Annotated in this window: 24 protein-coding genes and 4 pseudogenes; 10 read left to right on the top strand and 18 right to left on the bottom strand. The window is 69.8% G+C overall.

Going from position 1 to position 25,184, the window contains the following annotated elements; all coding sequences use genetic code 11:
• Nucleotides 1–950, top strand: a pseudogene (locus ACFWZH_RS18630) (hypothetical protein); the annotation flags it as partial.
• A gap of 29 nt (nt 951–979) precedes the next feature.
• Here ACFWZH_RS18630 and ACFWZH_RS18625 read toward each other — a convergent pair.
• Nucleotides 980–1,381 carry an STAS domain-containing protein gene (locus ACFWZH_RS18625; RefSeq protein WP_384431724.1) on the bottom strand — a complete coding sequence of 134 codons (402 nt, stop codon included), beginning with the start codon at nt 1,379–1,381 and terminating at the stop codon, nt 980–982.
• A gap of 81 nt (nt 1,382–1,462) precedes the next feature.
• Complete coding sequence (locus ACFWZH_RS18620; protein ID WP_384431721.1) at nt 1,463–2,368, bottom strand: RimK family alpha-L-glutamate ligase; 906 nt, start codon at nt 2,366–2,368, stop codon at nt 1,463–1,465.
• Between the two features lie 200 nt (nt 2,369–2,568).
• Between ACFWZH_RS18620 and ACFWZH_RS18615 the strand changes: the two are divergent.
• Nucleotides 2,569–3,110 (top strand): annotated as a pseudogene (locus tag ACFWZH_RS18615) (hypothetical protein); the annotation flags it as partial.
• Nucleotides 3,111–3,203: 93 nt separating this feature from the next.
• Here the strand turns inward: ACFWZH_RS18615 and ACFWZH_RS18610 are convergent.
• The 4 genes from ACFWZH_RS18610 to ACFWZH_RS18595 all read right to left on the bottom strand — a co-directional run bounded on the left by ACFWZH_RS18610 (nt 3,204) and on the right by ACFWZH_RS18595 (nt 5,425).
• Nucleotides 3,204–3,470, bottom strand: coding sequence for a GlsB/YeaQ/YmgE family stress response membrane protein (locus ACFWZH_RS18610; RefSeq protein ID WP_384431718.1), 267 nt, complete (start codon nt 3,468–3,470; stop codon nt 3,204–3,206).
• 127 nt (nt 3,471–3,597) lie between these two features.
• Nucleotides 3,598–3,870 (bottom strand): Sec-independent protein translocase subunit TatA, encoded by a 273-nt coding sequence (tatA, locus tag ACFWZH_RS18605; protein ID WP_384431716.1) that lies wholly within the window; start codon nt 3,868–3,870, stop codon nt 3,598–3,600.
• 42 nt (nt 3,871–3,912) lie between these two features.
• Nucleotides 3,913–4,494, bottom strand: a complete 582-nt coding sequence (locus ACFWZH_RS18600) for a TerD family protein (protein WP_384431713.1) — start codon at nt 4,492–4,494, stop codon at nt 3,913–3,915.
• 166 nt (nt 4,495–4,660) lie between these two features.
• Nucleotides 4,661–5,425 (bottom strand): hypothetical protein, encoded by a 765-nt coding sequence (locus ACFWZH_RS18595; protein ID WP_384431710.1) that lies wholly within the window; start codon nt 5,423–5,425, stop codon nt 4,661–4,663.
• Between the two features lie 345 nt (nt 5,426–5,770).
• Between ACFWZH_RS18595 and ACFWZH_RS18590 the strand changes: the two genes are divergently transcribed.
• Both ACFWZH_RS18590 and ACFWZH_RS18585 read left to right on the top strand, forming a co-directional pair.
• The gene (locus ACFWZH_RS18590; protein WP_384431707.1) at nt 5,771–6,181 is read left to right on the top strand and encodes a BlaI/MecI/CopY family transcriptional regulator; all 411 of its coding nucleotides are present in this window, start codon (nt 5,771–5,773) and stop codon (nt 6,179–6,181) included.
• 4 nt (nt 6,182–6,185) lie between these two features.
• Nucleotides 6,186–7,115 carry a M56 family metallopeptidase gene (locus tag ACFWZH_RS18585; RefSeq protein WP_384431743.1) on the top strand — a complete coding sequence of 310 codons (930 nt, stop codon included), beginning with the start codon at nt 6,186–6,188 and terminating at the stop codon, nt 7,113–7,115.
• 72 nt (nt 7,116–7,187) lie between these two features.
• Here ACFWZH_RS18585 and ACFWZH_RS18580 read toward each other — a convergent pair whose 3' ends face one another.
• The 3 genes and pseudogenes from ACFWZH_RS18580 to ACFWZH_RS18570 all read right to left on the bottom strand — a co-directional run bounded on the left by ACFWZH_RS18580 (nt 7,188) and on the right by ACFWZH_RS18570 (nt 8,755).
• Nucleotides 7,188–7,451 carry a GlsB/YeaQ/YmgE family stress response membrane protein gene (locus tag ACFWZH_RS18580; protein ID WP_384431704.1) on the bottom strand — a complete coding sequence of 88 codons (264 nt, stop codon included), beginning with the start codon at nt 7,449–7,451 and terminating at the stop codon, nt 7,188–7,190.
• Between the two features lie 42 nt (nt 7,452–7,493).
• A pseudogene (locus ACFWZH_RS18575) lies at nt 7,494–7,595 on the bottom strand (Tellurite resistance TerB); the annotation flags it as partial.
• A gap of 83 nt (nt 7,596–7,678) precedes the next feature.
• Entirely contained in the window at nt 7,679–8,755 is a 1,077-nt protein-coding gene (locus tag ACFWZH_RS18570) for a sporulation protein (RefSeq protein ID WP_384431740.1), read from the bottom strand.
• Between the two features lie 606 nt (nt 8,756–9,361).
• Between ACFWZH_RS18570 and ACFWZH_RS18565 the strand changes: the two genes are divergently transcribed.
• The 3 genes and pseudogenes from ACFWZH_RS18565 to ACFWZH_RS18555 form a co-directional block, all read left to right on the top strand.
• Nucleotides 9,362–10,693, top strand: a complete 1,332-nt coding sequence (locus ACFWZH_RS18565; RefSeq protein ID WP_384431701.1) for a hemolysin family protein — start codon at nt 9,362–9,364, stop codon at nt 10,691–10,693.
• Entirely contained in the window at nt 10,690–11,715 is a 1,026-nt protein-coding gene (locus tag ACFWZH_RS18560; RefSeq protein WP_384431698.1) for a hemolysin family protein, read from the top strand. Before ACFWZH_RS18565 ends, ACFWZH_RS18560 begins: the two co-directional genes overlap by 4 nt.
• 148 nt (nt 11,716–11,863) lie before the next feature.
• Nucleotides 11,864–12,504, top strand: a pseudogene (locus tag ACFWZH_RS18555) (transposase); the annotation flags it as partial.
• A gap of 35 nt (nt 12,505–12,539) precedes the next feature.
• Here ACFWZH_RS18555 and ACFWZH_RS18550 read toward each other — a convergent pair.
• Both ACFWZH_RS18550 and ACFWZH_RS18545 read right to left on the bottom strand, forming a co-directional pair.
• Nucleotides 12,540–13,106 (bottom strand): GNAT family N-acetyltransferase, encoded by a 567-nt coding sequence (locus tag ACFWZH_RS18550; RefSeq protein ID WP_384431695.1) that lies wholly within the window; start codon nt 13,104–13,106, stop codon nt 12,540–12,542.
• A 74-nt stretch (nt 13,107–13,180) separates the two neighbouring features.
• Nucleotides 13,181–14,119 carry a MerR family transcriptional regulator gene (locus ACFWZH_RS18545; protein ID WP_384431692.1) on the bottom strand — a complete coding sequence of 313 codons (939 nt, stop codon included), beginning with the start codon at nt 14,117–14,119 and terminating at the stop codon, nt 13,181–13,183.
• Nucleotides 14,120–14,651: 532 nt separating this feature from the next.
• On the opposite strand from ACFWZH_RS18545, the gene ACFWZH_RS18540 reads away from it, so the two are divergent.
• Nucleotides 14,652–15,443 carry a hypothetical protein gene (locus ACFWZH_RS18540; RefSeq protein WP_384431689.1) on the top strand — a complete coding sequence of 264 codons (792 nt, stop codon included), beginning with the start codon at nt 14,652–14,654 and terminating at the stop codon, nt 15,441–15,443.
• Between the two features lie 681 nt (nt 15,444–16,124).
• Here ACFWZH_RS18540 and ACFWZH_RS18535 read toward each other — a convergent pair.
• Nucleotides 16,125–16,691 (bottom strand): glycosyltransferase family 2 protein, encoded by a 567-nt coding sequence (locus ACFWZH_RS18535; protein WP_384431686.1) that lies wholly within the window; start codon nt 16,689–16,691, stop codon nt 16,125–16,127.
• Between the two features lie 277 nt (nt 16,692–16,968).
• Between ACFWZH_RS18535 and ACFWZH_RS18530 the strand changes: the two genes are divergently transcribed.
• Nucleotides 16,969–17,250 (top strand): hypothetical protein, encoded by a 282-nt coding sequence (locus tag ACFWZH_RS18530; RefSeq protein ID WP_384431683.1) that lies wholly within the window; start codon nt 16,969–16,971, stop codon nt 17,248–17,250.
• A gap of 77 nt (nt 17,251–17,327) precedes the next feature.
• Here ACFWZH_RS18530 and ACFWZH_RS18525 read toward each other — a convergent pair whose 3' ends face one another.
• On the bottom strand, nt 17,328–17,915 hold the full coding sequence (locus tag ACFWZH_RS18525; RefSeq protein ID WP_384431681.1) for a cysteine hydrolase family protein: 588 nt from the start codon (nt 17,913–17,915) through the stop codon (nt 17,328–17,330).
• 74 nt (nt 17,916–17,989) lie between these two features.
• On the opposite strand from ACFWZH_RS18525, the gene ACFWZH_RS18520 reads away from it, so the two are divergent.
• Complete coding sequence (locus ACFWZH_RS18520) at nt 17,990–18,982, top strand: GlxA family transcriptional regulator (RefSeq protein WP_384431678.1); 993 nt, start codon at nt 17,990–17,992, stop codon at nt 18,980–18,982.
• Between the two features lie 126 nt (nt 18,983–19,108).
• Here the strand turns inward: ACFWZH_RS18520 and ACFWZH_RS18515 are convergent, their stop codons facing one another.
• From ACFWZH_RS18515 to ACFWZH_RS18495, 5 genes are all read right to left on the bottom strand, one after another.
• A complete protein-coding gene (locus ACFWZH_RS18515) occupies nt 19,109–20,467 on the bottom strand; it encodes an MFS transporter (RefSeq protein WP_384431675.1) in 1,359 nt (452 codons plus the stop codon).
• Nucleotides 20,464–21,054 (bottom strand): TetR/AcrR family transcriptional regulator, encoded by a 591-nt coding sequence (locus ACFWZH_RS18510; protein WP_384431672.1) that lies wholly within the window; start codon nt 21,052–21,054, stop codon nt 20,464–20,466. The genes ACFWZH_RS18515 and ACFWZH_RS18510 overlap by 4 nt, the downstream gene beginning before the upstream one ends.
• Nucleotides 21,055–21,263: 209 nt before the next feature.
• Nucleotides 21,264–22,469 (bottom strand): S8 family serine peptidase, encoded by a 1,206-nt coding sequence (locus ACFWZH_RS18505; RefSeq protein ID WP_384431669.1) that lies wholly within the window; start codon nt 22,467–22,469, stop codon nt 21,264–21,266.
• 492 nt (nt 22,470–22,961) lie between these two features.
• Entirely contained in the window at nt 22,962–24,290 is a 1,329-nt protein-coding gene (locus ACFWZH_RS18500; protein ID WP_384431666.1) for an ABC transporter substrate-binding protein, read from the bottom strand.
• Nucleotides 24,290–25,120: a carbohydrate ABC transporter permease gene (locus ACFWZH_RS18495; RefSeq protein ID WP_384431663.1), complete on the bottom strand. Its 831-nt coding sequence runs from the start codon at nt 25,118–25,120 to the stop codon at nt 24,290–24,292. Before ACFWZH_RS18495 ends, ACFWZH_RS18500 begins: the two co-directional genes overlap by 1 nt.
• Nucleotides 25,121–25,184 lie beyond the last annotated feature (64 nt).

Genomic DNA, 25,184 nt, shown 5'->3' with positions numbered 1-25,184 from the left:
TGGCCCCGATCCGGCCCTACGAGGGCGCCCCGGCCGGCCGGCCGACCACCGTGCTGTACGCCCCGACCTGGGAGGGCTGGGACGGCAACCCGGGCAACACCTCGGTGATCCTGGCCGGCGAGAACATCGTCCGCGAGCTGCTCGCCGACGACGACGTGCGGCTGCTGTACAAGCCGCACCCGATGACCGGTTCCGTGGACCCGCGCGCGGGCGCCGCCAACGTCCGCATCCAGGCGATGATCGAGGAGGCCAACGGCCGGCGCAGCGGCGCCCGGCCCGGCCCCGAGGCCGCCGCCGAGCTGGCCCGCCGTACCGAGGAGCTCACCGCGCTCACCACCTCGGCGTTCCGCAAGAGCGCGGACGAGCTGGAGCGGATGCGGCTGCAGGGCACCCCCGAGGAGGGCCGCGCGGCCGCCGTGGAGGCCGCGGGCGCCGCCTGGGAGGAGGCGTACTGGAACTCCTTCCCCGAGTGGGAGCACCGCATCATCACCACCGCCCGCCCCGGCATCTTCGACTGCTTCAACCAGGCGGACGTGCTGATCAGCGATGTCTCCAGCGTCGTCTCCGACTACCTGACCAGCGAGAAGCCGTACGCGGTCGCCAACACGTCGGGGATGGCCGAGGGCGACTTCCGGGCGAACTTCGCCACCGTGCGGGCGGCCACGATCCTCACCCCCGACGCGGACGGGGTGAAGGCCCTGCTCGCCTCGGTCCGCAATCCGCAGCTGGACACCCTCGCGGCGGAGCGGGCCGAGCTCAAGGAACATCTGCTGGGACCGTCCGACCCGCCGTCCTCGGTCCGCTTCAACCAGGCGGCGCAGGCCCTGTGCGCCAAGGCCGACGAACGCCGCCTCCGCATGGAGAGCCGACTGCCAGGCATCCCCGGACAGCGCCCCCGACCCGACCAGGACACCGCTGAGGGCACAGTGGTCACAGCCGCGCCCGTGTAAGCCTGCTCCCGCACGGAACCAGCCACGGTTCAAGGGGTGCTCGGCGGCTCCGGTGGGGTGATCCCGGTCAGAGACGCCAGCCCCATGCGGGTGAGCGTCTTGATGACCTGCTGGTTGGCGCCGCGTACGGTCAGATGGCCACCGGTCCGGCAGAGCACGCCCAGGGCAGGTACAAAGGCGTCGGCTCCGGCTGTTGTGAGGGTCGGCACCGCCTCTATGTCCAGCACCAGCTCACGGGCGCCGTCCTGGACCCACTGCCGCAGCCGCATCGACAGAGCATCCGCCTGGCCCCCACCAATCGGCCCATGCAGCGTTACTACTGCGACGTCGCGGGTGACACGTACGCTCTTGACGCCCGCACGGCGCAGTTGGCGCTTCGTCCGGATACGGCGCAAGGCGGCCTCGTAAAGGCTACGGGCGGAGTCGGTCACAGAACGGAACTCCTTCAGCAGCAGCCATGTCCCGAGCAGCGGTGCGCAGACTTCCACCACCGGCCGGCGGTTCGCCGCGCCCTACTGAGCACCGCGTGCACCACTGATCGAGGGGCCTGGCTGGGCCGGGATCAGGACGGGCGTCGCAGGAGCCGGTGCGGTGACCGGCTGGCCGCCGCTGGTGCGGGCGAGACGCAGCACGGCCGCCGACACCCGGGCGACCGCGTCAGGGACCTTGCGGAAACTGGGGAAGTCGTTGATGTCGACGACCACGGGCCCGTCGGGGCCGAGCAGGACGTCGACGCCGTAGAGGTCGAGGCCGAAGACCGTGCTGATTTCGGTGACGATGCGGGCGACTTCGGGGGTGAGCGGGACCTGGCGCTCCCGTACGGCGCGGCTGGGGTGCAGCGGTGAGCGTCGCTCGGTCGCGAACAGCTCGCCGCCGACGCAGTACACCTTGAGGTCCGTACCGGAGTTGGGGACGTAGGGCTGGGCGATAAGCAGACCGCCGCCTGCCGGCTCCGCGCCCGGATCCATGAGCCTGTCCGGTGTCGCGACCAGGCGGACGGCGCGCCCGGAGCTGCCGTCGGCGGGCTTCACCACCAGGGGAAAGTCCTCCTCCGGTATGGCCGTGAACTCCTCGGGGTGGGTTGCCGCGTAGGTGAACGGGACGGGCAGCCCGTGGCTGCGGGCGATCACCGCCGCCAGTGTCTTGTCTCGTACGCCGCGAATCGCGCGGGCATCGTTCACCGTGGTCAGGCCGACGGACGCGGCGGCCTCCAACAGCGTCAGGCCCGGTCCGCCGGAGACGGTCTTGAGGACCCAGGCGTCGTGGCTGCCGGCTTGTATCGCCTCGGAGAGGCGGATCAGGGACCTGCCAGGACGCAGTACGTCCACCTGGTGGCCCCAGGTGGTGAGTTGGCGGATGACGTCCAGCGGCATGCCGTCGTGACGGTACTGCTCCTCCACCAGGAAGCAGAGTCTCATCGGTACATCCTCGAATCGCCGCACGCCCACGGTCCGTCCGGCAGATCCATGGCTATGACGCAGCAGGATCTTACGCGTGATTTTCTACAGCGTTGTAGATTTGAGAGATTCCGGCACCTGTCCGGCGTCCCGCGCGGATGCGCTGTGGCTGGAGCTGCGGGCTGCGGGCCGCAGCGTCCGCGTCCACCAATTGCGGGAGGAGGTCGCCGCTTCCGCTAGCCCTGGCCATCGCCGTCCTCGCCTCCATCTCGCCAGACATCGGCGATGACTTGGGCCTTCAGCGGGTACTACAGTTCCTGCCGTTCTTCGTGCTCGGGCTGTGCCTCAAGCCCCGGCATTTCAAGCTCGTACGCAACAAGCGAGCGCGGATCGCGGCGGTGCCGGTCTTCGCCTTCGCGTTGGTCTTCGCGCCATGTTCGGCTGCTCGATGGTGCTGGTGGCCTGCTTCTTCGCCTGGATCCCGGGGCGCACGATGTGGTGTACGGGGCTGGGCGCGGGCACCCTCTACGGCTACTTGCTGCACGGATTCCTCGCGAAGGGCTCGCGCTTCTGGGGCTGGTACGACGCCTACGCGTGGATGCACACGCCGTGGGGTGCGGTGGTGCTGACCCTGATCGCGGGAACGGTGATCACTCTGCTGTGCACACCGCCTGTGCAGCGGATGTTCCGGTTCGCGATGGAGCCCAAGATGACGTGGGCGTTCAAGAAGGATCCGGTGGGGATGGCGCGCGGCCGGAATTGAGCTTGCGTCCGTGGACAGGTGGTGACTGCGGCCGTGGCCATCGCCGGGGCGTAATCCCGGTGATGGCCACAAGCTCTGGGAGCCTGTCGGCAGTCAATCGCGCGAGTTGCCGAACAGCAGGCGGTAGGCGATCAGCAGGACCAGGGAACCGCCGATGGCCGCGCCCCAGGTGGCGAGGTCGAAGAACTGGTTCGGTATGGGCCGGTCGAGGAACTTGGCGGAGAGCCAGCCGCCGGTGAACGCGCCGGCGATGCCGATGAGGGTGGTGCCGATGAGGCCGCCCGGGTCGCGGCCGGGCAGGAGGAGCTTGGCGATGGCTCCGGCCAGGAGCCCGAGGATGATCCAGCTGATGATGCCCATGACGTGAGGTGCTGCCTTCCGATGCGGTGGGGTGGCTGATGCCGGCCCGGCAGGCGGTCCCCTGCGGGGACGTGTCCGCCTGGTGGGAAGAGCCGCGAGGTGGCCAGGGCCGTGACGTGCGAGGTGGTCAGGGCCGTGGTGTGTCGTTGCCCGGCTGGGCTGTGGGGCGTGGGCTGGTGACATCGCCTGGGGTGGCCTTGATGATGCGCGGGGCTGCGGCCTCGGGGGAGGACGCGTCCGCTGCGGTCGGCGGGGTCTGGTCGGACTTCATCGCCTTGGCCTCGCTCTTGAGGATGCGGGCCGACTTGCCCATGGAGCGGGCGAGTTCGGGGAGCTTCTTGGCGCCGAAGATCACTATGACGACGATGAGGATGATGGCGATCTCACTGATGCCGAACATGGGTGTTCGTCTTCTCCCCGGTAGAGGGCGGCAGCCAGATGGCTAGAGGTGGGTGGAGATGGCCGGGATCAGGTCCTGGAAGGTGCGGCCGTTGGCCGGTTCCCCGATGGCGGACATGTTCCAGGTGCCGCCGGTGCGGTGGACCTTGGCCATGATCTGGGCGGTGTAGGCCCCGCCGCCGGAGAGGGTGTAGCGGGCCAGCTCCTGGCCGGTGGTCTCGTCGATGAGGCGGCAGAAGGCGTTCTGTACCTCGGCGAAGGTCTGCCCGGTGAAGGAGTTGACGGTGAAGACGATCTGGTCGACGTGCGCGGGCAGGCGCTGGAGGTCCACGAGGATCGACTCGTCGTCGCCGCCCTGGCCGGCGCCGCCGACGACGTTGTCGCCGGTGTGGCGGACCGAGCCGTCGTTGCTGATCAGGTGCTGGAAGAAGACGACGTCGACGGCCTCCTTGCCGGCGAAGAGCACCGCGGAGGCGTCCAGGTCGATCTCGCGGGCGGTCAGCCTGGCGAGGAAGCCCTTGCGTGGCGCGGCCTGCCAGCCCAGGCCCATCCGCACGACGCTGAGGGCACCTCCGCCGGACTTCTCCAGGCTGACCTGCTGGCCCTTGGTCAGCGTCACTCCCATGTGCTTTCTCCTGATGCTCGGGCGCCGGGCCGCGCAGGCCCCACGCTGCGTGGGCGGCTTGCCGGAATCTACAGCACTGTAGAAGTCGGCGGCAGGGGGCTTCCGCGTCAGCCATGTGCGTTCAGCCTGTCGGCCGAGGCGCAGGGGGCGCAGGGGCGTAGGGCTATCAGTCCCGCGAGGGCGCTGTGGGGCTGGTGAAGTCCGGGCTTGTGAAGTCGGGGCTGGCGTAGCCCAGCCGGGTGCGGCGCTGCTGGGGCGGAACGCCTACGGGCAGCTGGGGCGGTGCGGCGGCGTCGGGGGCTGATGCGGGCAGGTGCAGTTGCCGCCGCAGGAAGGGCAGCATGCCGCGTTCCAGGAGTGCTTGGCGCCATGCTGCGCGGGCCTCGGTGACGGCAGGGGCGTCGTGCCGCGGGGTGCCGCTGGACGCGGAGCGGTGCCGTATGGCGGTGACGATCAGAGCGGCGGCTGCGGTGAGGGCCGCGAGTGCCGTCAGGGCTGCGGTGATCCAGCCGACGTGCACGAGTGCGTCCGCGAGGCGCCGTTGGGTGTCGGTCAGGTGGAGGCCGTAGCCGAGGAGCAGGAATATCACCGATGCGGTGGCGGACAGCACCGGAGCGAGCACGGCCAGCGCAGTCAGAAGCCCGCGCCAGCCCGTCGAGGCGTTCTCCTCTTGAGGGTGCGCGATGCGCTGAGTTGCGGGACGTCCGGTGGCGGCCCGCAGACGGAGATAGGCGCCGTACTCGGTGGCGGCCGCGGCGGAGATGGCCTGGGCCGCGGCCATTGCCCGGGAGCGCAGACTCTCGATATCGGTGCCTGCGCCGGGACGTCGCAGGGCCTCGCGGAACTGCGGGGTGTCCAGGGCAAGGCTCAGGACCTGTTCGAAGTCCGTTCTGTCTTCCGCCTCAGCCTCAAGGCGGTCACGTGCGTGCATGAGAGTCCCCGATCGTGTCTGCCCACCGGGCGTCGGCTGTGCGGGCAGACGGGCGCTGTCGCGCTCGCCCGGTCACGTTGCTGACGGGCGGGCCTGTCACGGATGCCGGCCTGGTGCCGACAGCTTGTTCCGGTCAGGCGGCACCCCGACCGGCTGCCGGGGAATCTACAACACTGTAGAAGTTGCTGAGGGTTCTCGGGCAGAGTGTCTGGAAGAGGGCTGCGGCGGCCGGGGGACGGTTTGGGCCCCGGAGCGCGTGCCGGAAGGCTGCCCGGCGGCCGGGCCGCGACTGATTACGATGAACCACCCCGCGACGACGTGCGGGGAACCCGGGCGGGGAGGCAGATGGACGTGACGGACCAGAACAACGGTGGTCTGGAGCAGCAGCCCCGCCGACGCGGCCAGGGCGAGCTGGAGGCGCAGGTGCTCGCCGCTCTGTGCAAGGCCCCAGGGGCGGTCAGCGCAGCGTGGGTTCGAAGACGCGTGGGTGGCGACCTCGCCTACACCACGGTGATGACCATCCTGACCCGGCTGCAGATCAAGGGTTTGGTCGTCCGTAAGCGGGTGGGCCGGGTGTTCGAGTGGACTGCGGTGGCCGATGAGGCGGGGCTGGCGGCGTTGCGGATGCGGAAGGTCCTGGATGCCGAGGCGGATCGGGAGGCGGTGCTGGCCAGCTTCCTGACCGCCCTGTCTCCGGGCGACGAACAGGTGCTGCGTGGCCTGCTGGCCCAGGCATCCGAGGAGGGTGAAGACTGACGCCATGGGGGTCTTCGTCTTCCTGCCGCTGGTCTTGCCGTTGACGGCCTGGCCGATCGCGCGCCTGGCCGAGCAGCATCTTCACCCGCGGGCGGCGACCTGGCTGCTGACCGGGGTCGCCGGGGTGTTCGCCGTGTGCAGCACCCTGTGCCTGGCCCTGCTGATGGTGGTCGGCACCGCCCAGCTGCCTGGCAACCCGCTCCCCGATGGCTGGTCGGACCCGGAAGTCCGTGAAGCGGTGCCCTACGACGAGGTCGCGGGCCGGGCAGCCATCCCCGCCCTGATCGCTGTGCTCGCCGCGTGTACACGGACGGCGTGGCGGCATCACCGCGTACGCCGCCGTGCCGAATGCGCCCTTGCGGGGCTTGCCGCCACGCCGGTGGCGGTGCTGCCCGACAAGATCCCGTACGCGTACGCGTTGCCCGGCAGGCGGGGCCGGATCGTGGTCACCACCGCGATGCTGGCCGGGCTCAACGCAGCCGAGCGGCGTGCCCTGTTCGCCCACGAGCGGGCCCATCTGGCAGGGCGTCACCACCGGTTCCTGCTCACTGTGCAGCTCGCGGCGCGGGCCAACCCGTTCCTTCGGCCGCTGCGTACCGCCGTCCTCTACACCGCCGAGCGGTGGGCGGACGAGGACGCGGCCACCCGCGTCGGCAGCCGGCGCACGGTGGCACGGGCGATCGGCAAGTCCGCGCTGGTTTCCCGGGGCGCGCCGATCGCCACGCTCGCGGGATTCGCGGCCGCCGGCCCCGTCCCCCGCCGGGTCGCCGCCCTGCTCGGCCCCACCCCTACCGGACGTACCTGGCCGCCGGTGTTCACCACGGTCGGTCTGGCCGCCTGGGCAGCCGCCGCAGGCACCACCGTCTCGGCGCTGTCCTCGGCGAACTCGGCCGTCACCCTGTTCTTCATCCTGCACGCGGCCACGCCGATGTAGCCGGGTGGCCGTACAGCAGGGGGCTGCTGCCGCGGCGCCCTGCTGCGGCAGCAACCCCACCGGGCTATTTGATCAGCTATGGGCTTTGGCGCGTTCGAGGGCGGTTACGCCGACGGCGGCGAGTCCGATCTGGACGAGCCATTCCATCCAGCCGATGCCCTTGGGGTCCGCCACTCCAAGGTCGGCGGCGATGCCGGTGCCGACGAAGGCCGCGACGATACCGACGCCGATCGTCCACAGCACGCTGATGCACTGACGACCCGGCAGGACCAGCCGTCCCAGCGTGCCGATGACGATCCCGATCACGATCGAACTGATGACCTCGGAGCTCTCCACAGCCGTCGCCCGGTCTTTGACGACCTAGAGGCCGAACTCGTGGCTCGCGTCGCGGAAGGCGCCGCTCTTGAGATCGTTCTTCTTGGCGTTGAGCTGAGTCTGCATCGTCGATGCGGACTCCTTCATGCGGTCCCACAGGGCCATGAGAACTCCGTACGTGTCAGCGGCCGTCCGGACCACCATTCCTTCTACATTGATGTAGAAGCTAGCAGGGAAGCGCGGGCGCCTCAGTCCTCATCGCCCTCGTCCTCCTCGTCGCCTTCGAAGAAGTCACCCACTTCGTCGACGACTTCGGCCGCGACCATGCCGCCCACCACACCGACGGCGAGCCCCGCCGCACCGGCCGCGATCGCCGTGCCCATGCCCGGCCCAGAACGGTGCCCGTGCCCGTCGCCGTGGTGGTGATCGCCGTGGCCGTGCCCGTCCTTGTGGGGGTGGCCGCCGTGAGCGGCGTACGGGTCGCTGTGCCCGTGGTGGTGGCTGCCGTGGTGCGCGTCGACATGCCCGTGCGAGCCGTGGCCGCCGTAGGAGGCGCGGTGCTCGACCAGCTGGCGGATCCATGAGTCGACTTCGGCGTGCCAGTTGATCTGCTCGACGCCATGATGGCTGACGGTGAAGTGGTGGAGCGCGTCGTGACCCTCGGAGAAGAAGCCGCCGCGCCTATCGGCCTCCAGGATCACCTCCAGCCCGCCCGGACCGGCGAGGAAGGTCACCTCGATCTCGTTGACCTGATGCGCGTACTGCGAGGGCGGGGCGAGTTCGATCTCCTGGTAGAAGGGCAGCCGCTGGCCGGTGCCGCCGATGTGCCCCAGCTCCAGATCCGCGGACTTGAAGCCGAAGCCGAGCTGCCCGAGCGCCTCCAGGATCGCCTCCTGAGCCGGCAGCGGGCGCACGGAGAGCGGGTCGAGGTCGCCCTTGTCCTTCGCGCCCGAGACCGCGAGCTCGGTGCGCACCCCGAGCACGATCCCCAGGCCCTGTCCGTACAGCTCGGTGATCGGGGTCTCCCACGGCAGCATCACACTGAACGGCACGCTGTGCCGCTCGCCGGCGGCGAGGCGGAAGTTCCCGCCGACGCTGAACCGGTCGAAGACGACCGCACCCTCGGACTCCCCGTCGTCGTGCTCCGCTTCGACGCGGGCCACGAGCTCCAGGGTGATGTGCTCGATCGTGAAGTCGCTGTCACCGCCCTTCAGATGCACCTGCCCGCTCAGGGCACCGCCGGGCAGCACCGCGCCCGGCTCCAGGACCGTGTCCACCGTGGGCCCGCCCACGCCGAGCGAGCCGAGCAGCCGCTTGAACACCATCGTGGCGTTCACTCCTTCATGTGTACGTGTGGTTCTCAGCCGCCGGCCGGTGGCCGCCCCAAGAGGGCGAGCCCAACCGCCGGCAGGGGATGGCTACGTGGCTGTCCAGGTCGATCGAAGCCGCGACAGCCCTGCCAGGGAGACCACGGACGGATGACGCGGGCGGCACGCCGCTGCGGTGGCCGCGCCTGGCGGCTGATGACCTGCTCACTGTGGCGCGCCCCTCCCGGCTGGCTGCCCATCGCCCGCAGGGCAGCCAGAACATCTAGGCAGCCCCTCGCGTTTTCTACACGCATGTAGAAACATAGCGCTGAGGCGCCTCACGCAGGCGGCAGCCCGGCTGCCGGCCGGGGAACGTCCGAAAAGCACCCGGATGGGGTGACGGAAGTCACCTCATGGGGATGCTTTGCCGGTCCTTTACTCTGGGGATCAGGGCGTGTCGCCTCAGCGCCCCACTCAGGATCCGCGCGACCCATTCAGGATCCGCCCGATCCGCCCGACCGATGAGCCAAGAAGGAGCAGCAGACCCGCAATGGGTGAACCTCCCAGTCCCAGCCGTGCCACATCCTGCCCACCGCACATACGTGAGGTCCCGGAGGTGGCACGGTGACCGAAGTCCTGCTGTTGCTCCTGGCCCTGGCGCTCACCCTGGCGTGTGCGGTGTTCGTCGCGGCCGAGTTCTCCCTGACCACCATCGAGCGCGGTGAGCTGGAGCGCGCCGCCGAAGCCGGTGAGCGCGGCGCCGCGAGCGCGCTGAAGGCCGCCAAACGGCTGACCTTCCAGCTCTCCGGTGCCCAGCTGGGCATCACGGTGACCTCGCTGGTCATCGGCATGCTCGCCGAACCGTCGCTCGCCGCCCTGCTGCGCGGGCCGCTTCAAGCCGTCGGCCTGCCCGCCGGTGCGGTCTCCACCCTCGCCACCTTCCTGGGCGTCGGCCTCTCGACCGTGGTGCTGATGGTGGTCGGTGAACTGGTCCCGAAGAACTGGGCGATCTCCAGCCCGCTGGCCGTCGCCAAGGTCGTGGCCGGACCGCAGCGCGGCTTCACCGCCGCGTTCGCGCCCTTGATCCGGCATCTGAACAACACCGCGAACCGCGCCGTACGCCGCGTCGGCCTGGAACCGCAGGAAGAGCTCGCCTCCGCCCGCACCCCCGAGGAGCTGGTGGCGCTCGTCCAGCACTCCGCACGCGAGGGCGCGATCGAAGCGGACTCGGCCGAACTGTTTGTCCGCACCCTGCACCTGAGCGAGCTGACCGCCGAGAACGTCATGACTCCGCGGGTGGACGTCCAGGCCCTCGAAGCCCACGCCACCGCCGCCGACGCCGCGAACCTGACCCTGGCGACGGGCGTGTCCCGCTTCCCGGTCTATCGCGACAGCCTGGACGAGGTGATCGGCACCCTGCACATCCGCGACGTCCTGGCGCTGGAGGAGGACAAGCGGGTGATGACTCCGGTCACCGACCTGATCACCCCGCCGCTGCTGGTGCCCCACTCGCTGCCCGTGGACACGCTGCTCGGACGGCTGCGCAAGGCCCGGACCATGGCCGTGATCATCGACGAGTACGGCGGCACCGCCGGCGTCGCCACCGTCGAGGACATCGTCGAGGAGGTCGTCGGCGAGGTCCGCGACGAGCACGACCCTCTGGAAGTCCCCGACCTCCTCCAGGGCTCGGACCAGGACGGCCGCCGTGTCTGGGAGGCTGACGGCAGTATCCGTCTCGACCAGCTCGAAGCCATCGGCCTGTCCGGCCTGGAAGGCCCGTACGAGACCCTGGCCGGACTGATCGCCACCCGCCTGGAACGCATCCCGGCACAGGGTGACAGCGTCACCGTCGACGGCTGGGAACTGTCCGTCCTCGACGTCGAGCACCACCGCGCCGACCGGGTCTCGATCACCGCGCCCGCCCGTTCCACCAGCACCGAGGAGAGGGCCCGATGACCACGGTCCAGCTGCTGATCGGCGCACTCACCCTCATCACCAACGCCTTCTTCGTCGCCGGTGAGTTCGCCCTGATCTCGGTGCGCCGCAGCCAGATCGAACCGGCCGCACGCAAGGGCAACCGACGGGCGCGGACCGCCCTGTGGGGCCTTGAGCACCTGTCCGCGATGCTGGCCACCGCCCAGCTCGGCATCACCGTCTCCTCGCTGGTGCTCGGCGCGGTCGCCGAACCGGCCATCGCCCACCTGCTGGAACCGCCGTTCCATGCCATCGGCGTCCCCGCGGCGCTGATCCACCCGATCGCGTTCGTCATCGCGCTGACCCTGGCGACGTATCTGCACATGCTGATCGGCGAGATGGTCCCCAAGAACATCGCGCTCGCCGCCCCGGCACCGACCGCGCTGCTGCTCGGCCCGCCACTGGTCGCCCTCACCCGCGCCCTGCGGCCGTTCGTCTTCGGGATCAACGCGTTCGCCAACGCCCTGCTGCGCCTGCTGAAGGTTGAACCGAAGGACGAGGTCGCCTCCGTCTTCACCGACGACGAACTCGCCCGGCTGGTCAAGGACTCCAGCGCCGCCGGCCTGCTCGATCCCGAAGACGGCGAACGGCTCCAGGACGCCCTCGAACTCGGCACCCGCCCGGTCGGGGAAGTGATGGTTCCGCTGGACAGGGTCGTCACCGTCGGCCACGACATCACCCCACAGGGCCTGGAACGGGCGGCCGCCGCCAACGGCTTCTCCCGTCTCCCGGTGACCGGGCCGGGCGAGGCGATCCTGGGCTACCTCCACATCAAGGACGCCCTCGGCGCGGACGACCGCACCCAGCCCTTCCCCCGCACCTCCCTGCACCCGATCACCAAGGTCGCCCTCGACACTCCCCTGGACGACACCATGACCGCCATGCGCGCCGCCGGCACCCACCTGGCCGCCGTCACCGGCAACAAGGGCACCGTCATCGGCTTCGTCACCATGGAAGACGTCCTGGGAGAACTCGTCGGCGCCGCCCACGATCCGGGAGCCTGACCCGGTCCACACGATGGCGGGCGCCCGAAGGGGGCGCCGGCCATCGGTGTACGTCGTGCTCAAGGCCGGTACACGCCGCCCCTCGGGCTGCTGGTGGGTCGCTGCCACAACTCATTGGCGGCGGTGCCGGACCGTGGTCGGGAGCCCGAGGAAGGTCACCACCGCGGCCGGGACCGTGGAGGTGAAGGCTTTGCGGGTGAACGACAAGCGCACCGACCTCGACACGGGCGAACGCAGGGGGTTCTCCTCGGCGATCCTGCCGCCTTGGGCCCGGAAGTCCCCGAAGATCAGCGGGTTCCCCGACACCCGCGAACAAAGATGCTGGGTTCACAAAACCGCAAATGTTCTCGGTCCCTGCCGAAGTCGGCCCAGCCCGCGGCCAAGCGCGCGATCCAGGACATCTATAACGCCGAGGACAAGGACCAGGCCCGCAAAGCCGTCGCCGTCTTCACCCGGCACTACAACGCGAAATACCCCAAGGCCGTCAAGAAGATCACGGACGACGAGGACGAGCTGCTGGCGTTCTACGACTTCCCCGCCGAGCACTGGATCCACCTGCGGACCACGAATCCCATCGAGTCGACGTTCGCCACCGTGCGGCTGCGGACCAAGGTGACCAAGGGTGTTGGCAGCCGGGCCGTCGGGCTGGCGATGGTTTTCAAGCTGGTCGAGTCCGCCCAGGCCCGCTGGCGGGCTGTGAACGCACCCCGCCTCGTCGCTCTGGTCCGTGCCGGGACCCGTTTCGAACGCGGCCACCTCGTCGAACGCCCCGAGACCCTCGTGGCGTGAGCAGCCTCAGCCGATCCGCAGAAGCCGGGAGGGGCTCAGGCACTCGTGCGCCGTATGTGCAGGTGGCCATCGCGGGGGAAGGAAGGCGGCGCCGCGGGCAGGAGGCTGTCAAAGTCGTACCGGCTCTTCTGCGCAACCCGGCACGATGCCAGGTTGTCCACCTGGTGCAGGAGTTCGAGACGCTCCAGCCCGTCGGCTTCGAAGGCGTCGAAGGCCCAGTTGGTGAGTGCCTCCAGAGCGCGGGGGGCCACTCCCCGCCCGCGAGCGTGGGCCGCGGTCCAGTAGCCCACCTCGGCCGCCGGTTTGCCGGAGGCGACTTCCTTGAGGACGACGTTGCCCACCAACTGTTCGCGAACTGAACCGGGTTGTGCCTCAAGGACGGCGAAGCCGAACCGGTCCCCCGCTGCCCAGCCCCGCTGTTGGGCCTGCACCCACCGTGCCCCGTCAGCATCGTTGTCCACACCAGAGCTCGCCCACTGGCGCAATGCGGGATCCCGGCTCACCCTGACCAATGCGGCAACGTCCTCCATGCGCCAGGGGCGAAGAACGAGAGCGGGAGAGGCCGACGTCGCGGCCACCTGAAGTACGACGGAGGCATTCATAAACCCATCATGTGCGGCGGCGTTTTCACCCGACGCCAGCCGCGTCCGGCCCATGCCGTTTTGCGACCGCACCGTCATTGCTGTGTCCGGACGCGCAGAGCCTGGACGGACCAGTCGAACACTGGAGCCAGACTCTCCGGGACCGGCCAGCCGTTGACCACTGCGAGCAGCTGGAGGTATCGCTCCCTGCGGGGGTCGTTCACGCTCTCCAGCCGAGTCGCCAGCCGACGGCGAAGCTCGACGTCGTCGGGGCGGCCGATGAGGTGCGCGTAGTGCGCCATGAACGCCGCGACGATCGGATCGGCCTGGGAGGAGGCCGGGTCGATGCCGGCGGTCAGGGCCGGGTCGGCCTGGTCGCGAACGGCTGCGGCAATGTCGCGGCGCGGGCCCATCGTGTCGCTTCGGGCCTGCTCGGCTGCCTGGTCCTCGGCCATCCGCCGCATGACGGCGCGGAAATCCGGGTCCAGGGACATTTCGGCCAACTCCACCCACGCCTGGACCTGCTCCGCCTCCGGGTTGTCGGGCAGCTCGGGGGTCATTGAGCGCATGACCCCCGCGAATGCAGGGGCAGCGTCAAGACCGCCGAAGACGGCGTCGAGGAAATCGCCGATCAGACGTCGGCGTTCGTCCTCGGAGAGCTGGGCCAGTCGGTGCATGAGTTCCGTCTCCTCAGGTGTGGACCCGCGCTCGGCGACCGCCGTCAGCACCGCGCGCCGCAGGCGCAGGACGCGGATCTGCACTCCCAGAGCTTCGGCGTGCGCCGCGGCGACCTCGGGAAGCGAGAGCTCGCGGTCCACGACCCTGCGGATCGTGGGAAGGTCCAGTCCCAGCTCGCGCAGGGTCCGCACGAGGTCCAGGCGTGCGACGGCGTCGATGTTGTAGAAGCGGTAGCCGGCCGGGCTGCGGTCCGTCGGCGCCACGATTCCGCGATCGGAGTAGAACCGAATGGTCTTGACCGTGAGACCGGTCCGCCGAGCGAGCTCGCCGATTGAGTAGAGCGTGTCACCGTCCATGCCCCCACCTTTACGTCTCCCCCTACTGGAGACTCAAGTCCCTTCGCCTGCCAGCAGGCAACCACTCCCCCTCCACAAGTCTTGACAATTCCTCGCTGCAAGCAAAGGCCGAACATCTAGACGGAAGACCGGAGCCAAGCAATCCGCCCGCGCCGAAAGCCACGTCTCGAAGGCGCAGGAAACCTCGCGCGCAGTAGTTCCGCAGAGAGCCGACCCCATTCCACGGAAGAGAGCCAAGACTGTTACGGAACAGCTCCTGGACGAGCTCGCCGAAGCCGGCGGGCGGATCGTCAAGCGCGAGGCCACCGGCCGAGAGACCGAGAAATGGCCGATCCGCGTAGCCGCAGCACGCAGATCAGGAAAGATCCCCAAAGACAAAGAACTCCACGCAGGCTGGTGCCGCGACGGCTACGAAATCCAGCTCGTCGACACTCCCGCATGGCGCTTGGCCGTTCTGCCACCCATCCCGGTACCCACACGACTCACCAAACCCCACCCGGTCGTCAAGGCCCTGCAAAAGCACCCCCGGCCCATGGGGTTGACCACATCCGTACAGGGCCGAGCTCTCCGCCTCATCCACGCCCTGCTCACCGCAACACAGAAACTGGGCCACACCAGCGCAGTCGGCACAGCACAAGGCGCACCCCCACCACACCGGCGACGAAACAGCCCACCACACTTCACGATCACAGCCCAAGGCCAGCAGTGCGATTTCCTCGTCCTCCAAGAACAGGACCGAACTGAGCACATCCCCACAAAGAAGGAACTCGCAGACGCCGAGAAGTACTCCTGGACCAGGATTCCGCGCTACGACTACTCCCCCGCCAACCGGCTGCGGATCCACATCAACGGTGGGCAGCCGCACCGGGCCAGTGAATGGGCCGACACCGCCAACCGCCCCCTTGAGGACCAACTCGCCGAGATCGTGCAGGAAGTAGGCCTGCGAGGAGAAGCTGCCGAACGCAAGCGACTGGCCGACCTGGAAGCCGCACGGCAAAAGCGCCTGCGCTGGGAAGCCGCGAAGCGACAGGCAGAGATCGACTACGCAGAGGCATACCGCGTCCAGCACCTCGAATCCCAAGAGGCAGCGTGGCGCCAGGCGACCCGCCTCGCCGAGTATCTCAGCGCACTACGCAGACACGCAGAAACCATGCCGGCAGGCGAGGAGAAAAACGCAGTCGAAGCATGGATCACCTGGGCCGACACCCACATGCAACGCCTCAACCCACTCAACGGAACACCCAGGCCGCCGGACATCCCCGACCCTCGCCCCGACGATCTCAAACCGTTCATGCGCGGCTGGAGCCCTTACGGTCCCTATTGAACGCACTCCCGCACAGGCCAAGCTTCAGCCAGCTTCGGTCATCTATCCCCCGTCTTCGAATCCCCGCCCAGGCAGAACAGCAGCCGCGAATGTGCTGCTCTGGCAGGTGAGTTCGTTATCAGGCTGTCAACGTACGAAAGCTGCACAGAAGCCTCGGCTGAAGCACCGGTCGTGGCTAACACACAGGAGGTCCGCGACCCCCGGCTCCTGGCCGCTCTGATCGCTCGCCACAGCGCCGCGACCGCTAGCGCCGCACCGAGGCACCGCCCGGCCCCCGGCCAACGGCGCCGCTGAAGCCGTCCGTGGTGCACGCCGGCACGGGCGAGAGGCTGTTGCCCAGCCGTTCGAGGTGATCGAGCAGTGGTGCACGAGGACGGGCCACTCGACCTCACCCGGGCGTGCCCAGCACGCCGCCAGCAAACACTCCCACCACCCCAGGTTGACCTGACCGGCCACAGACCCAAGACGTCGTCGACCATGGCACGGCGGCACCCGGCGCCAACCTCCTGACCCTTGCGCCCCCAGCACCAGCTCCTGATGCCCCATCAGGAAAGTCAGCATCGAGTCAGCATCAGCCCTGCCAGACCTGGTTCCAGCCTGCCACACGTGCACATACCGAAAGTGGCGCAGAAACCGACTCTGACCTGCATGTTTGCCGCCCCACCTGGCGAGATCGTAGGGTCACTCCCCCAGGGGCATGCAGGTGTAGTCCATGTCCTCGACGATGGTGCGCTCGGGGAAGCCGCCGAAGGACATCAGGTCGTCGCGGCGGAAGACGGAGCAGCAGCCGGAGCAGACCATGGGGCTGTTGGAGCGGGCCTGGATGGGGCGGTGCCAGTGGAAGCCGAAGAGGTATTCCGTGGAGCGTCCGCGCTCCCAGATCGTGCGGGTGTGCCGGGTGCGGACCATGCCGGCGGCGACGGAGACGGCCGGGTCGTCGAAGGCGGGGACCACGGTCTCGATGTAGTCCGGGGCGAGGACGGTGTCCGCGTCGACGGCCAGGACCAGGTCGGTGGTGCAGTGCGGAAGGGCGTAGTTCTGAGCTTTGGCTTTGCTGCCGAGGTTGTGCGGCGGGCGGAGCACCGTCACGCCGTGTGATGAGGCCACCTCGCCCGTGCGGTCCGTGGAGGCGTCGTCCACGACCAGGATCCGGTCAGGCCGGAGCGTCTGGCACGCGAGCGACTCCAGCGTGGCCGGTAACCCCTCCTCCTCATTATGAGCAGGGACGATCACGGTGATGGTGTGCATGTCGAGCTCCCCCCGTGGTACGGATCGCGCCGGTCGCGGCGGCGATCAGGCCGATCAGGCCGTAGACGATGGTGCTGATGCCGATGAACGGCAGTCCTCCGTGCATGTCACCGACGGTAGTGGAATCGAGCGGGCATCGGTTTCGGAGGTCGCCTCCTGTGGATAACTCTCGGGGACTGCGGGGGAGTTGCCCGTGTGACACGCGTGCGACCGAGATCTTCACTGGGCGGATGAGCAAGCCAATTGGCGGGTCGTGGCCTGGTAGCGCTCTGTTGCGGTGAGTTCCGACCACGATGAAGCAGAACGACCCGACGCGCGCGGGCGTCACGACCAGCGGCCGGGCCAACTACGGCAAGACCGCTTCGGGCGCGTCCTGTTGGACCGGCTCGACGCCTCCCAGCTTGCTGACCTCTCCTTCCAACGGTTCGCCGACCTGCAGGTCGCGTCCGCCATCGTCAAGGCGGCCTGGTCCGCCGCCCGCCACCTCGTTCTCCAGGAGACGCGGCCGGCTCTGAGCGACCACATCGCCGCTCAGGAAGCCCTCACGCGAAACGAGTGAGTCTTTGACCCGGCCTGTGAGCGGTCGAGTTGCCCCGGGTGCGTGTCGGAGGTGGCCCGTACCCCTGGTCTGGGGTGTCAGGGGCGGACAGCGGCTACCAGCTCGTCGGTCGTCACCACCCGGGCGAAGCCCCCGCCGTGCAGCGAGACGGCACTCGCTCGGGCCAGTTCGTCGGCCGTCAGATGCCAGCCGTTCGGGCCGGTCAGGTCGAAGGTGTGGGTGGCGTCGAGGGCGACCAGCACGTCGTAGCCGAGGTTGCCGCCCATACGGGCGGTGGTCTCCACGCACATGTTGGTCTGGATGCCGGCCAGTACGACCTGGGTGACGCCCGCCGCCTTGAACCAGTCGTCAAGGTCGGGGGTGCCGTAGAACGCCGAGTTCACGGACTTGGTGACGAGGAGCTCCGGCCCGCCGCCCTTGCCGCGCCGCTCCTCGACGTAGTCCTTGAAGTCGTTTCCCTCGTATCCGGTCCGTAGCGGCGAGCCGGGCTTGATCGAGTCGTGCCGTACGAAGACGACAGGCCGGTCCGTGTTCTGCCAGGCCGTGATCAGCGAGGCGATGTTCTCGTCGGCGGCCGGGTTGTTGCGCGGGCCCCAGAACTCCGATTCGTCGAAGCCCTTCTGGACGTCCACCACTACCAGCGCCGCGTTCTGTGTGATCTCCATGCCCACGATCCTGCCGCCCCGCCGGGCCCGCTCACAGGAGGTGAAAAGACAGCGATCGATGGTTTACTGCCAGGGTGACCCGACCCGCACCGGCACACCGCATCGCCCTGCTCACCTTCCCCGGCATCCGGCCCTTCGACGTCTCGGTGATCACCGAGGTATGGGGCACGGACCGCACCGACCGCGGGGTGCCCGCGTTCGAGCTGCGCCGGGTGGCCGCGGGCCCCGAACCGGTACCGATGCGCGGCGGGCTCGCCCTCACACCGGACCGCACCCTCACCTGGCTCCCCCGCGCCGAACTGATCCTGGTGCCGGGCCTCGACGACCACGTCACCCCAGCACCCGAGCCCGTCCTCGCAGCGCTGCGCCGCGCCCATGCCCGGGGCACCACCATCGCCGCGCTGTGCGGCGGCGCGTTCACCCTCGCCCAGGCGGGACTTCTGGACGGCCGCCGGGCGCTGACCCACTGGGCGCTGGCTGATCTGTTGAGGGCCCGACACCCACAGGTGCGAGTCGAGCGGGACGCCCTGTTCGTCGAGGACGGCAATGTGTGGACAGCCGCCGGAACCGCCGCCGGCATCGACCTGTGCCTGCATCTGGTGCGTGCCGCGCACGGCGCGGAGGCTGCGGCGACAGTCGCCCGCTCCATGGTCACCGCACCCTTCCGAACCGGCACCCAGGCCCAATTCATCGAACATCCGACCCCGCAGGCCGACCGCACCGCGGACGTGCTGGCCGAGGTGCGCGCCTTTGCCCTGGCGCATCTCGACGAGCCGCTCACCGTGGCCGCGCTCGCCGCCCGCGCCAGGATGTCGCCGCGTTCCTTCGCCCGGCACTTCGCGGCGGCCACCGGGACCACCCCGCTGCGTTGGCTTGTCGACCACCGCATCGCCACGGCCCAGAAGCTCCTGGAGCGCACCGACCTGCCCATGCCCGAGGTAGCCCGCCGGTCCGGTTTCGGCAGCGAGGTCACCATGCGCCAGCACTTCACCTCCCGTCTGGCGACCAGCCCGCGCGCCTACCGCACCTCGTTCGCCGAACAACCACCCTCTGGACAGGGGCGTTGACGGTGGACCAACCGACGACGCTCACCCGGGCCAACTCAAGCGCTCAGGGGCCACCGCAAGGACGCAGTCTCAACAGCCGTCCACAGCAAGGCCCTGACATGGCCCCACCGTGAGGCCCTCCGCCAACTACTGCGCTCGGTCACACGCGGGCAGCGCGCGGGCGGTCAGGGTGCCGAGTGCGGCGATGACCGCCAGGACCACGAGCGTGCGGCCCGTCGTGGCGGTGAGGCCGGTCAGCATGGTCGCGGTGGCGACGCCGAGCGTGGGGCCGATGTTCATCGCGGTCTGCTGGAGCCCACCGGCCACCCCGGCGTCGCCCACGGACGCATGCCGCACGATGACGGCGGTCGCGGTGACCATCACGGCGCCGAAGCCGGCACCGAGCAGGAAGCAGCCCGCGCCGATCGTCAACGCCGTCGAGCCGTGGTCGAGTTGGGCGAGGAGGAGGATGCCGGCGGTCACCAGGGCCATCGCCACGGCGGAGGTACGGCGAGGGCCGTGCTTGCGCTGCAGTACGGCTGCGGCGGGTGCGCTCAGCACCGTCATCACGGCCAGCGGAAGCACCCGCAGACCGCACTGGAGCGGGTCCAGCCCGAGGACGTCCTGCAGGAAGTAGGTGGCGACGAACAGGGTGCCGAAGAGGGCGGCCGAGGCGGACAGGAGGACGGTGAGCGCGGCGGCAACGGGCCCTGAGCCCAGCACACTTGGTGGGACGAGCGGACTTGCCGTACGCCGCTCGTGCCGGACGAACGCGGCACCGGCGACCGTCGCCGCGACCGACCCCAGCACGACGGTCGTCGTCCAGCCCGCCTCCGGCAGGGCGACGAGGGTGTGGACCAGGCACACCAGGGTGATCGCGAGCAGGCCGGCGCCGGGCAGGTCGAGCCGGGAGGCGGCAGCCCGCCGCGGCGCCTGCGGGGCCCCCGCGGGCAGGCGTACGGCGAGCGCCAGCACCCCCGCCAGCGCCGCCGGTGCCACGTTGAGGAAGAAGACGGCCCGCCAGCCCAGGTGCGCGACGAGCGCGCCGCCGACCACCGGGCCGGCTGCGGCCGCCAGTCCGATGGCGCTGGTGCGCAGTGCGAGGGGCATGCCGAGCCGGTCGGACGGGTAGGCGGCGCGCAGCATCCCCAGCGTGGCCGGTTGCAGCAGTGCGCCGAAGACTCCCTGGGCGACGCGCAGGCCGATCACCCAGCCGACACCGGATGCCAGACCGATGCCCGCCGAAGCGGCGCCGAAGCCGAGGATCCCGGTGGCGAAGACCTTTTGGTGGCCGTACCGGTCGCCGAGGCGGCCCGCGAAGACCAGCAGGCCGGCCACGGCGATGAGGTAGCCGGTGCTGGTCCACTGGACCTGTACGAACGAGGCGTGCAGGTCCCGTTGCAGGGTGGGCTGTGCGACGGTCAGCACGGTGCCGTCCAGGGCGACGATCGCGGCCCCGGTGATGCTGCCGGCGAGTGTGAGGCGCCGATGGCGGATCGAGGTCATCGGTCCTCCGGCCCGAGGTGCGCGTCCAGTACGGCGCGCAGCAGCGGTTCGACGTCGTCGGCTTGTGTCGCGAGCTGGAGGCTGCCCCATCCCCACAGCTGGGCGATGCCGTGCAGATTCGCCCACAGCGCGCCCGCGACCACCGGTGGCGCCTGGCCGGCGGACGGCCGCACGCGGGCGACGAGGTCCACGAGGAGGCCGAACAGCGGCAGGCTGGTCTCCCGCAGCCCGTGCTGATTGCTCTCCAACAGGTCGTGACGGAACATCAGCTCGAACATCCCGCGGCGGGTCCGTGCGAAGTCGAGGTAGCACCTGCCCAACGCCGCGAGCTGGGACCGCGGGTCCGCCCGTTCGGTGCCGAGCGCCTCGGTGGCCACGGCGGCCAGCTCGGTGAAGCCCTGGCGCGCGATCGCGGAGAGCAGGGCCAGGTGGGTCGGGAAGTACCGGCGCGGGGCCCCGTGCGAGACGCCGGCCCGGCGGGCGATCTCCCGTAGCGACAGGGCTTGTGCGCCCTGGCTGTTCACCAGGTCGACACCGGCCTCGACCAGACGGGCACGCAGGCCCGCGTCCTGTGCGGGTTCACTCATAGACACTGTCTACCAGAGGGTCGTAGACAGTGTCTACGCAGGCCTGGCGACTTGGGACGGCTGAGCCCCGCACCCCGTCAGACGAACGAGCCCCGCACCCCGTCAACGGTGAAGTGGTGACGGGGTGCGGGGCTCCAGTGCACACGACGACGCCGGCCGCCGCGCCCCGTGGGGGCGAGCGCGACGGCCGGCGGGTGGAGCTGAGGCGACTACTCGACGACCTTCAGCAGCTTGTTGGGCGTGCCCTCGCTCGGGTTGGAGATCTTGTCGGGCGTGGCACCTTCGGTCAGGGCCTTCTCCACGTCCGCGGGCTTGGCGTCCTGGTGACCGGCCAGGTAGACCGCGGCGGCACCGACGACGTGCGGGGTCGCCATGGACGTGCCGGAGATGGTGTTGGTGGCGTCGTCGCCGGTGTTCCAGTCCGAGGTGATGTCGGAGCCGGGGGCGTAGAGGTCCACCACGCTGCCGAAGTTGGAGAAGTCGGACTGCTCGTCCTTGTCGGTGCTGGAGGCCACCGTGATGGCCTCCTTCACACGCGACGGGGACCCCTGGCCCGCGTCTGCGGACTCGTTGCCCGCCGCGACACCGAAGGTGACACCGGAGTCGATGGCCTTCTTCACGGCCGCGTCGAGGGCCTCGTCCGCGCCGCCGCCGAGGGACATGTTGGCGACCGAGGGGCCCTTGTGGTTCTTGGTGACCCAGTCGATGCCCGCGACGACCTGCTCGGTGGTGCCGGAGCCCTGGTCGTCGAGCACGCGGACGGCGACGATCTTCGCCTTCTTGGCGACACCGTGCGCCTCGCCGGCGATGGTGCCCGCGACGTGCGTGCCGTGGCCGTTGCCGTCGTCGGCGTTGTCGTCGTTGTCGATCGCGTCGAAGCCGGAGCTGGCGCGGCCGCCGAAGTCCTTGTGGCTGATGCGGACACCGGTGTCGATGACGTACGCGGTGACGCCCTCACCGGCGCTGTCGGGGTAGTTGTACTTCTTGTCGCCCTCGGTGTCCGCCTGGTCGATGCGGTCCAGGCCCCACGACGGCGGGTTGTCCTGGGTGGCGTCGATGTGGAACTTCTTGTTCTGGACGACCTTGTCGACGGCCGGGTCGGCGGCGAGGCGCTTGGCCTCCTCCTCGTTCAGACCGGTGGTCGAGAAGCCGCCGACGGAGGAGTAGTTCCGCTTGACCTCGCCGCCGTACTTGGCGGCCAGGTCGCCGCTCTGCGCGGTGCGGACCGACTTCTTCATCATGACGATGTAGCTGCCGCTGACGGCACCCTTGGCCTCGGCTCCGTAGATCTTGCCTTCGGCCGGGGCCGGGGATGCGCCCGCGGTGACGGCGGTGACCGCGGCGACACCCGTCGCGGCGACCGCGGCGGCTATCGACGTGATGAGCCGCTTCTTGCTGGAACGCTTGTGAGCCATTGCGAGGGTTCTCCTCGTTCGTGGTGTGGGGGGAAAGCGTTGCGTCAACAGCCCTTGCACACAGGAAAATCTGCGTCGGGCTGGCTCGAAACCCTGTCTGATTGACGAGTCCAATTCAAGGGGGACCCGGCCGTGTGAGATAAGCAACAAGCCTGCAAAAATCTCAAAGGGCGCCAGAACCGGGCAAAAGATCTTGCGACTTGAAGCATTCAGGCTCAACTCCGTTTACTTTCACGCAACAGAGGGCAGGTTCGGGCCCATTTAAGGACCGTTCCGGACTCATTCGGGCAACGCGGACGCGATGAGGTGCACCGCCGGGCGGGTTCCGCCCTCGCTCGCCACCCGATGGTCAACCACGCGGCCCGCGCGGTGACTTCGGAGTTGTTCACCGGAAGCAGCACCGCCCCGCGCAGCGCCTGCTCGGTGGCCTCGGTAGCCCTGGTGCGCCGCGGACCGCCGCGCCCGCTCGGCGTGACGGCCCCGCCGCCTCCCTCAGCGCTGATACCGCGCCAGCACCACGTTGCCGTCCTCGACCAGTCGCTCCCGCAGGGTGTTCAGGCCGATGGCGCCGCTGTAGTACTCCTGCAGACCGGGAGTCGCGATCTTGTCCTTCCACTCCGGGTAGCCGCGAACGGACTGCGCGGGGGCGGAGCGCATCGACCCGGCCAGTGCGGTACCCGTCGCCCAGTCGTACCGCCGCACCCGCAGCGCCGGGTCGGCCAGCGCCTCCTGACCCGTCGGCAGCAGCCAGTCGCCCAGGGCGAGCCGGACCATGTTCGCCGGCCCGAGGAGGAAGTCGATGAAGGCCATCGCCTCCTCCTTGTACGGGCAGTCCTCGGCGATCGACAGGGTCTGCGGGCTGACGCCCTGGTCGAGCGCGGTGCCCTTGGGAGCGGGCAGCACCGTCCAGTCGAAGCCCTCGGGGGCCTGCTGGGCGATCTGCTGGCGGTAGGAGAAGCCGAGCGGCACCATCGCGTAGCGGCCGGCGAAGAAGCCCGGGAGGGTGTCGGAGCCACCCATGCCCAGCGTCGCGCGGGAGGCGCTGCGGTCGACGTTCAACTGGTCGTGGATGGTGCGCGGCACCACCTGGTCGACGGCGTCGAAGCGGACCTCCACCTTGCCGTCGGGGTGGCGGTGGAAGACCCGGCCGCCCGTGGACAGGGCGAGGTTGAGGGTGGTCGAGACGGGCTCCTTGAGCGGCCAGGCGACCCCGTGGCCGGTGCCGCGGGTCAGCCGCTGGGCCGCCTCGGCGAACTCCTGCCAGGTCCAGGGGTGTTCGGGGGTGGGAATGCGTACGCCGGAGCGCCGCAGTCTGCCGCGGTCGGCGATCAGCACCCGGGGCTCCTGGAGGAACGGGACACCGTAGATCCGGCCGTTGAAGGTGCCGCTCTCCCAGCTCCGGCGCGGGATGTCCTGCTTCAGGCGCGGCGGCAGGAGGTCGGTGAGGTCGGCCAGATCACCGCCGTAGGCGAAGTCCGCGAGGTCGTCGGAGGCGTCGTGGATGATGTCCGGTGCCTCGCCGCCCTCGAAGGAGGTCAGCAGCTGGTCGTGGACGGTGGGCCAGGCGCCCTGCACGTACTGCACCTGGACCTTGGGGTGCCGTCTGTTCCACTCCGCGACCAGCTGCTTGTTGGCCTTGAGGGAGTCCTGCTGCCAGGCGAGCGACTGGAAGCGCAGCGTGATGCGGCCGCCGGCCCCGCGGCGGCGCCGGTCGTCCGCGCAGCCCGGCAGCAGAGCCGCGGCGGGCAGTGCGGCGGCCGCCGCGAGCAGCCTGCGACGGGCGAAGCGGGCGGCCGTCGTCGTCTCGTCGCCGGCCCGCATCAGTGCTTCACCGCCCCGGCGAGCATCCCGCCCGTGATCCGCCGTTGGATCACGGCGAAGAGGAGCAGGCTGGGGAGGGTGGCCAGCAGCGCCGCGGCGGCGAGCGGGCCGAGGTCGGCGACGCCCTCCGCCCCGAGGAAGTGGGTCAGCACGACCGGCAGCGTCTGTTTCCCGGGCGACTTGAGCAGGACCAGGGCGAAGAAGAACTCGTTCCAGGCGGTGATGAAGGCGAACAGCGCGGTGGCCACGATGCCCGGCGCGAGCAGCGGCGCGGTCACCGAGACCAGCGTACGGACCCGGCCGGCGCCGTCCACGGCGGCGGCCTCCTCCAGCTCGGCCGGCACCGCCCGGACGTAGCCGGTCAGCATCCACAGGGCGAACGGCAGCGACCAGACCACATAGACCATGATCAGACCGGTCCTGGAGTCCACCAGATGCAGGCCCTTCAGGACCAGGAACAGCGGGATGATCACCAGCACCAGCGGGAAGGCCTGGCTGATCACGACCCAGCCCGTGGCGGCGCGCGAGAGCCGGTTGCGGTAGCGCGCCAGGACGTACGCCATCGGGGTCGCCAGCACGATCGCGATCAGCGCGGAGACCGCGGCGGCCAGCAGGCTGTTGCCCGCGGCGGCCAGCAGCGGCTGCTGCTCGAAGGCCTGCCGGAAGTTCTCCAGGGTCGGCGCCTTCGGTATCCACGTGGGGTGGATGCTGCCCAGCTCGCGCGGTGGCTTGAACGCGGTGGACAGCAGCCAGAGGAAGGGGAAGGCGAGGAAGAGGAGGTAGGCCAGCAGTGCGGTGTACTGGCCGGTGCGGGTGGCGGTGCGCCGCACGGCGAAAGCGCCTCCCGTCCGGCGCGGGGCGCAGCCCTCCGTCCGGCTCGTCGCCGCCGTGCCG

The organism is Streptomyces sp. NPDC059008, from assembly GCF_042749045.1.
Classification (GTDB): domain Bacteria; phylum Actinomycetota; class Actinomycetes; order Streptomycetales; family Streptomycetaceae; genus Streptomyces.
This window is presented reverse-complemented; position numbering and strand designations above follow the sequence as displayed.

Excerpts from the sequence above, each read along its gene's own strand:
- ACFWZH_RS18620 (WP_384431721.1), bottom strand. The coding sequence starts at position 2,368 with ATGAGACTCTGCTTCCTGGTGGAGGAGCAGTACCGTCACGACGGCATG.
- ACFWZH_RS18610 (WP_384431718.1), bottom strand. The coding sequence starts at position 3,470 with ATGGGCATCATCAGCTGGATCATCCTCGGGCTCCTGGCCGGAGCCATC.
- tatA (WP_384431716.1), bottom strand. The coding sequence starts at position 3,870 with ATGTTCGGCATCAGTGAGATCGCCATCATCCTCATCGTCGTCATAGTG.
- ACFWZH_RS18600 (WP_384431713.1), bottom strand. The coding sequence starts at position 4,494 with ATGGGAGTGACGCTGACCAAGGGCCAGCAGGTCAGCCTGGAGAAGTCC.
- ACFWZH_RS18595 (WP_384431710.1), bottom strand. The coding sequence starts at position 5,425 with ATGCACGCACGTGACCGCCTTGAGGCTGAGGCGGAAGACAGAACGGAC.
- ACFWZH_RS18590 (WP_384431707.1), top strand. The coding sequence starts at position 5,771 with ATGGACGTGACGGACCAGAACAACGGTGGTCTGGAGCAGCAGCCCCGC.
- ACFWZH_RS18585 (WP_384431743.1), top strand. The coding sequence starts at position 6,186 with ATGGGGGTCTTCGTCTTCCTGCCGCTGGTCTTGCCGTTGACGGCCTGG.
- ACFWZH_RS18570 (WP_384431740.1), bottom strand. The coding sequence starts at position 8,755 with ATGGTGTTCAAGCGGCTGCTCGGCTCGCTCGGCGTGGGCGGGCCCACG.
- ACFWZH_RS18560 (WP_384431698.1), top strand. The coding sequence starts at position 10,690 with ATGACCACGGTCCAGCTGCTGATCGGCGCACTCACCCTCATCACCAAC.
- ACFWZH_RS18550 (WP_384431695.1), bottom strand. The coding sequence starts at position 13,106 with ATGAATGCCTCCGTCGTACTTCAGGTGGCCGCGACGTCGGCCTCTCCC.
- ACFWZH_RS18545 (WP_384431692.1), bottom strand. The coding sequence starts at position 14,119 with ATGGACGGTGACACGCTCTACTCAATCGGCGAGCTCGCTCGGCGGACC.
- ACFWZH_RS18540 (WP_384431689.1), top strand. The coding sequence starts at position 14,652 with ATGGGGTTGACCACATCCGTACAGGGCCGAGCTCTCCGCCTCATCCAC.
- ACFWZH_RS18535 (WP_384431686.1), bottom strand. The coding sequence starts at position 16,691 with ATGCACACCATCACCGTGATCGTCCCTGCTCATAATGAGGAGGAGGGG.
- ACFWZH_RS18525 (WP_384431681.1), bottom strand. The coding sequence starts at position 17,915 with ATGGAGATCACACAGAACGCGGCGCTGGTAGTGGTGGACGTCCAGAAG.
- ACFWZH_RS18515 (WP_384431675.1), bottom strand. The coding sequence starts at position 20,467 with ATGACCTCGATCCGCCATCGGCGCCTCACACTCGCCGGCAGCATCACC.
- ACFWZH_RS18510 (WP_384431672.1), bottom strand. The coding sequence starts at position 21,054 with ATGAGTGAACCCGCACAGGACGCGGGCCTGCGTGCCCGTCTGGTCGAG.
- ACFWZH_RS18505 (WP_384431669.1), bottom strand. The coding sequence starts at position 22,469 with ATGGCTCACAAGCGTTCCAGCAAGAAGCGGCTCATCACGTCGATAGCC.
- ACFWZH_RS18500 (WP_384431666.1), bottom strand. The coding sequence starts at position 24,290 with ATGCGGGCCGGCGACGAGACGACGACGGCCGCCCGCTTCGCCCGTCGC.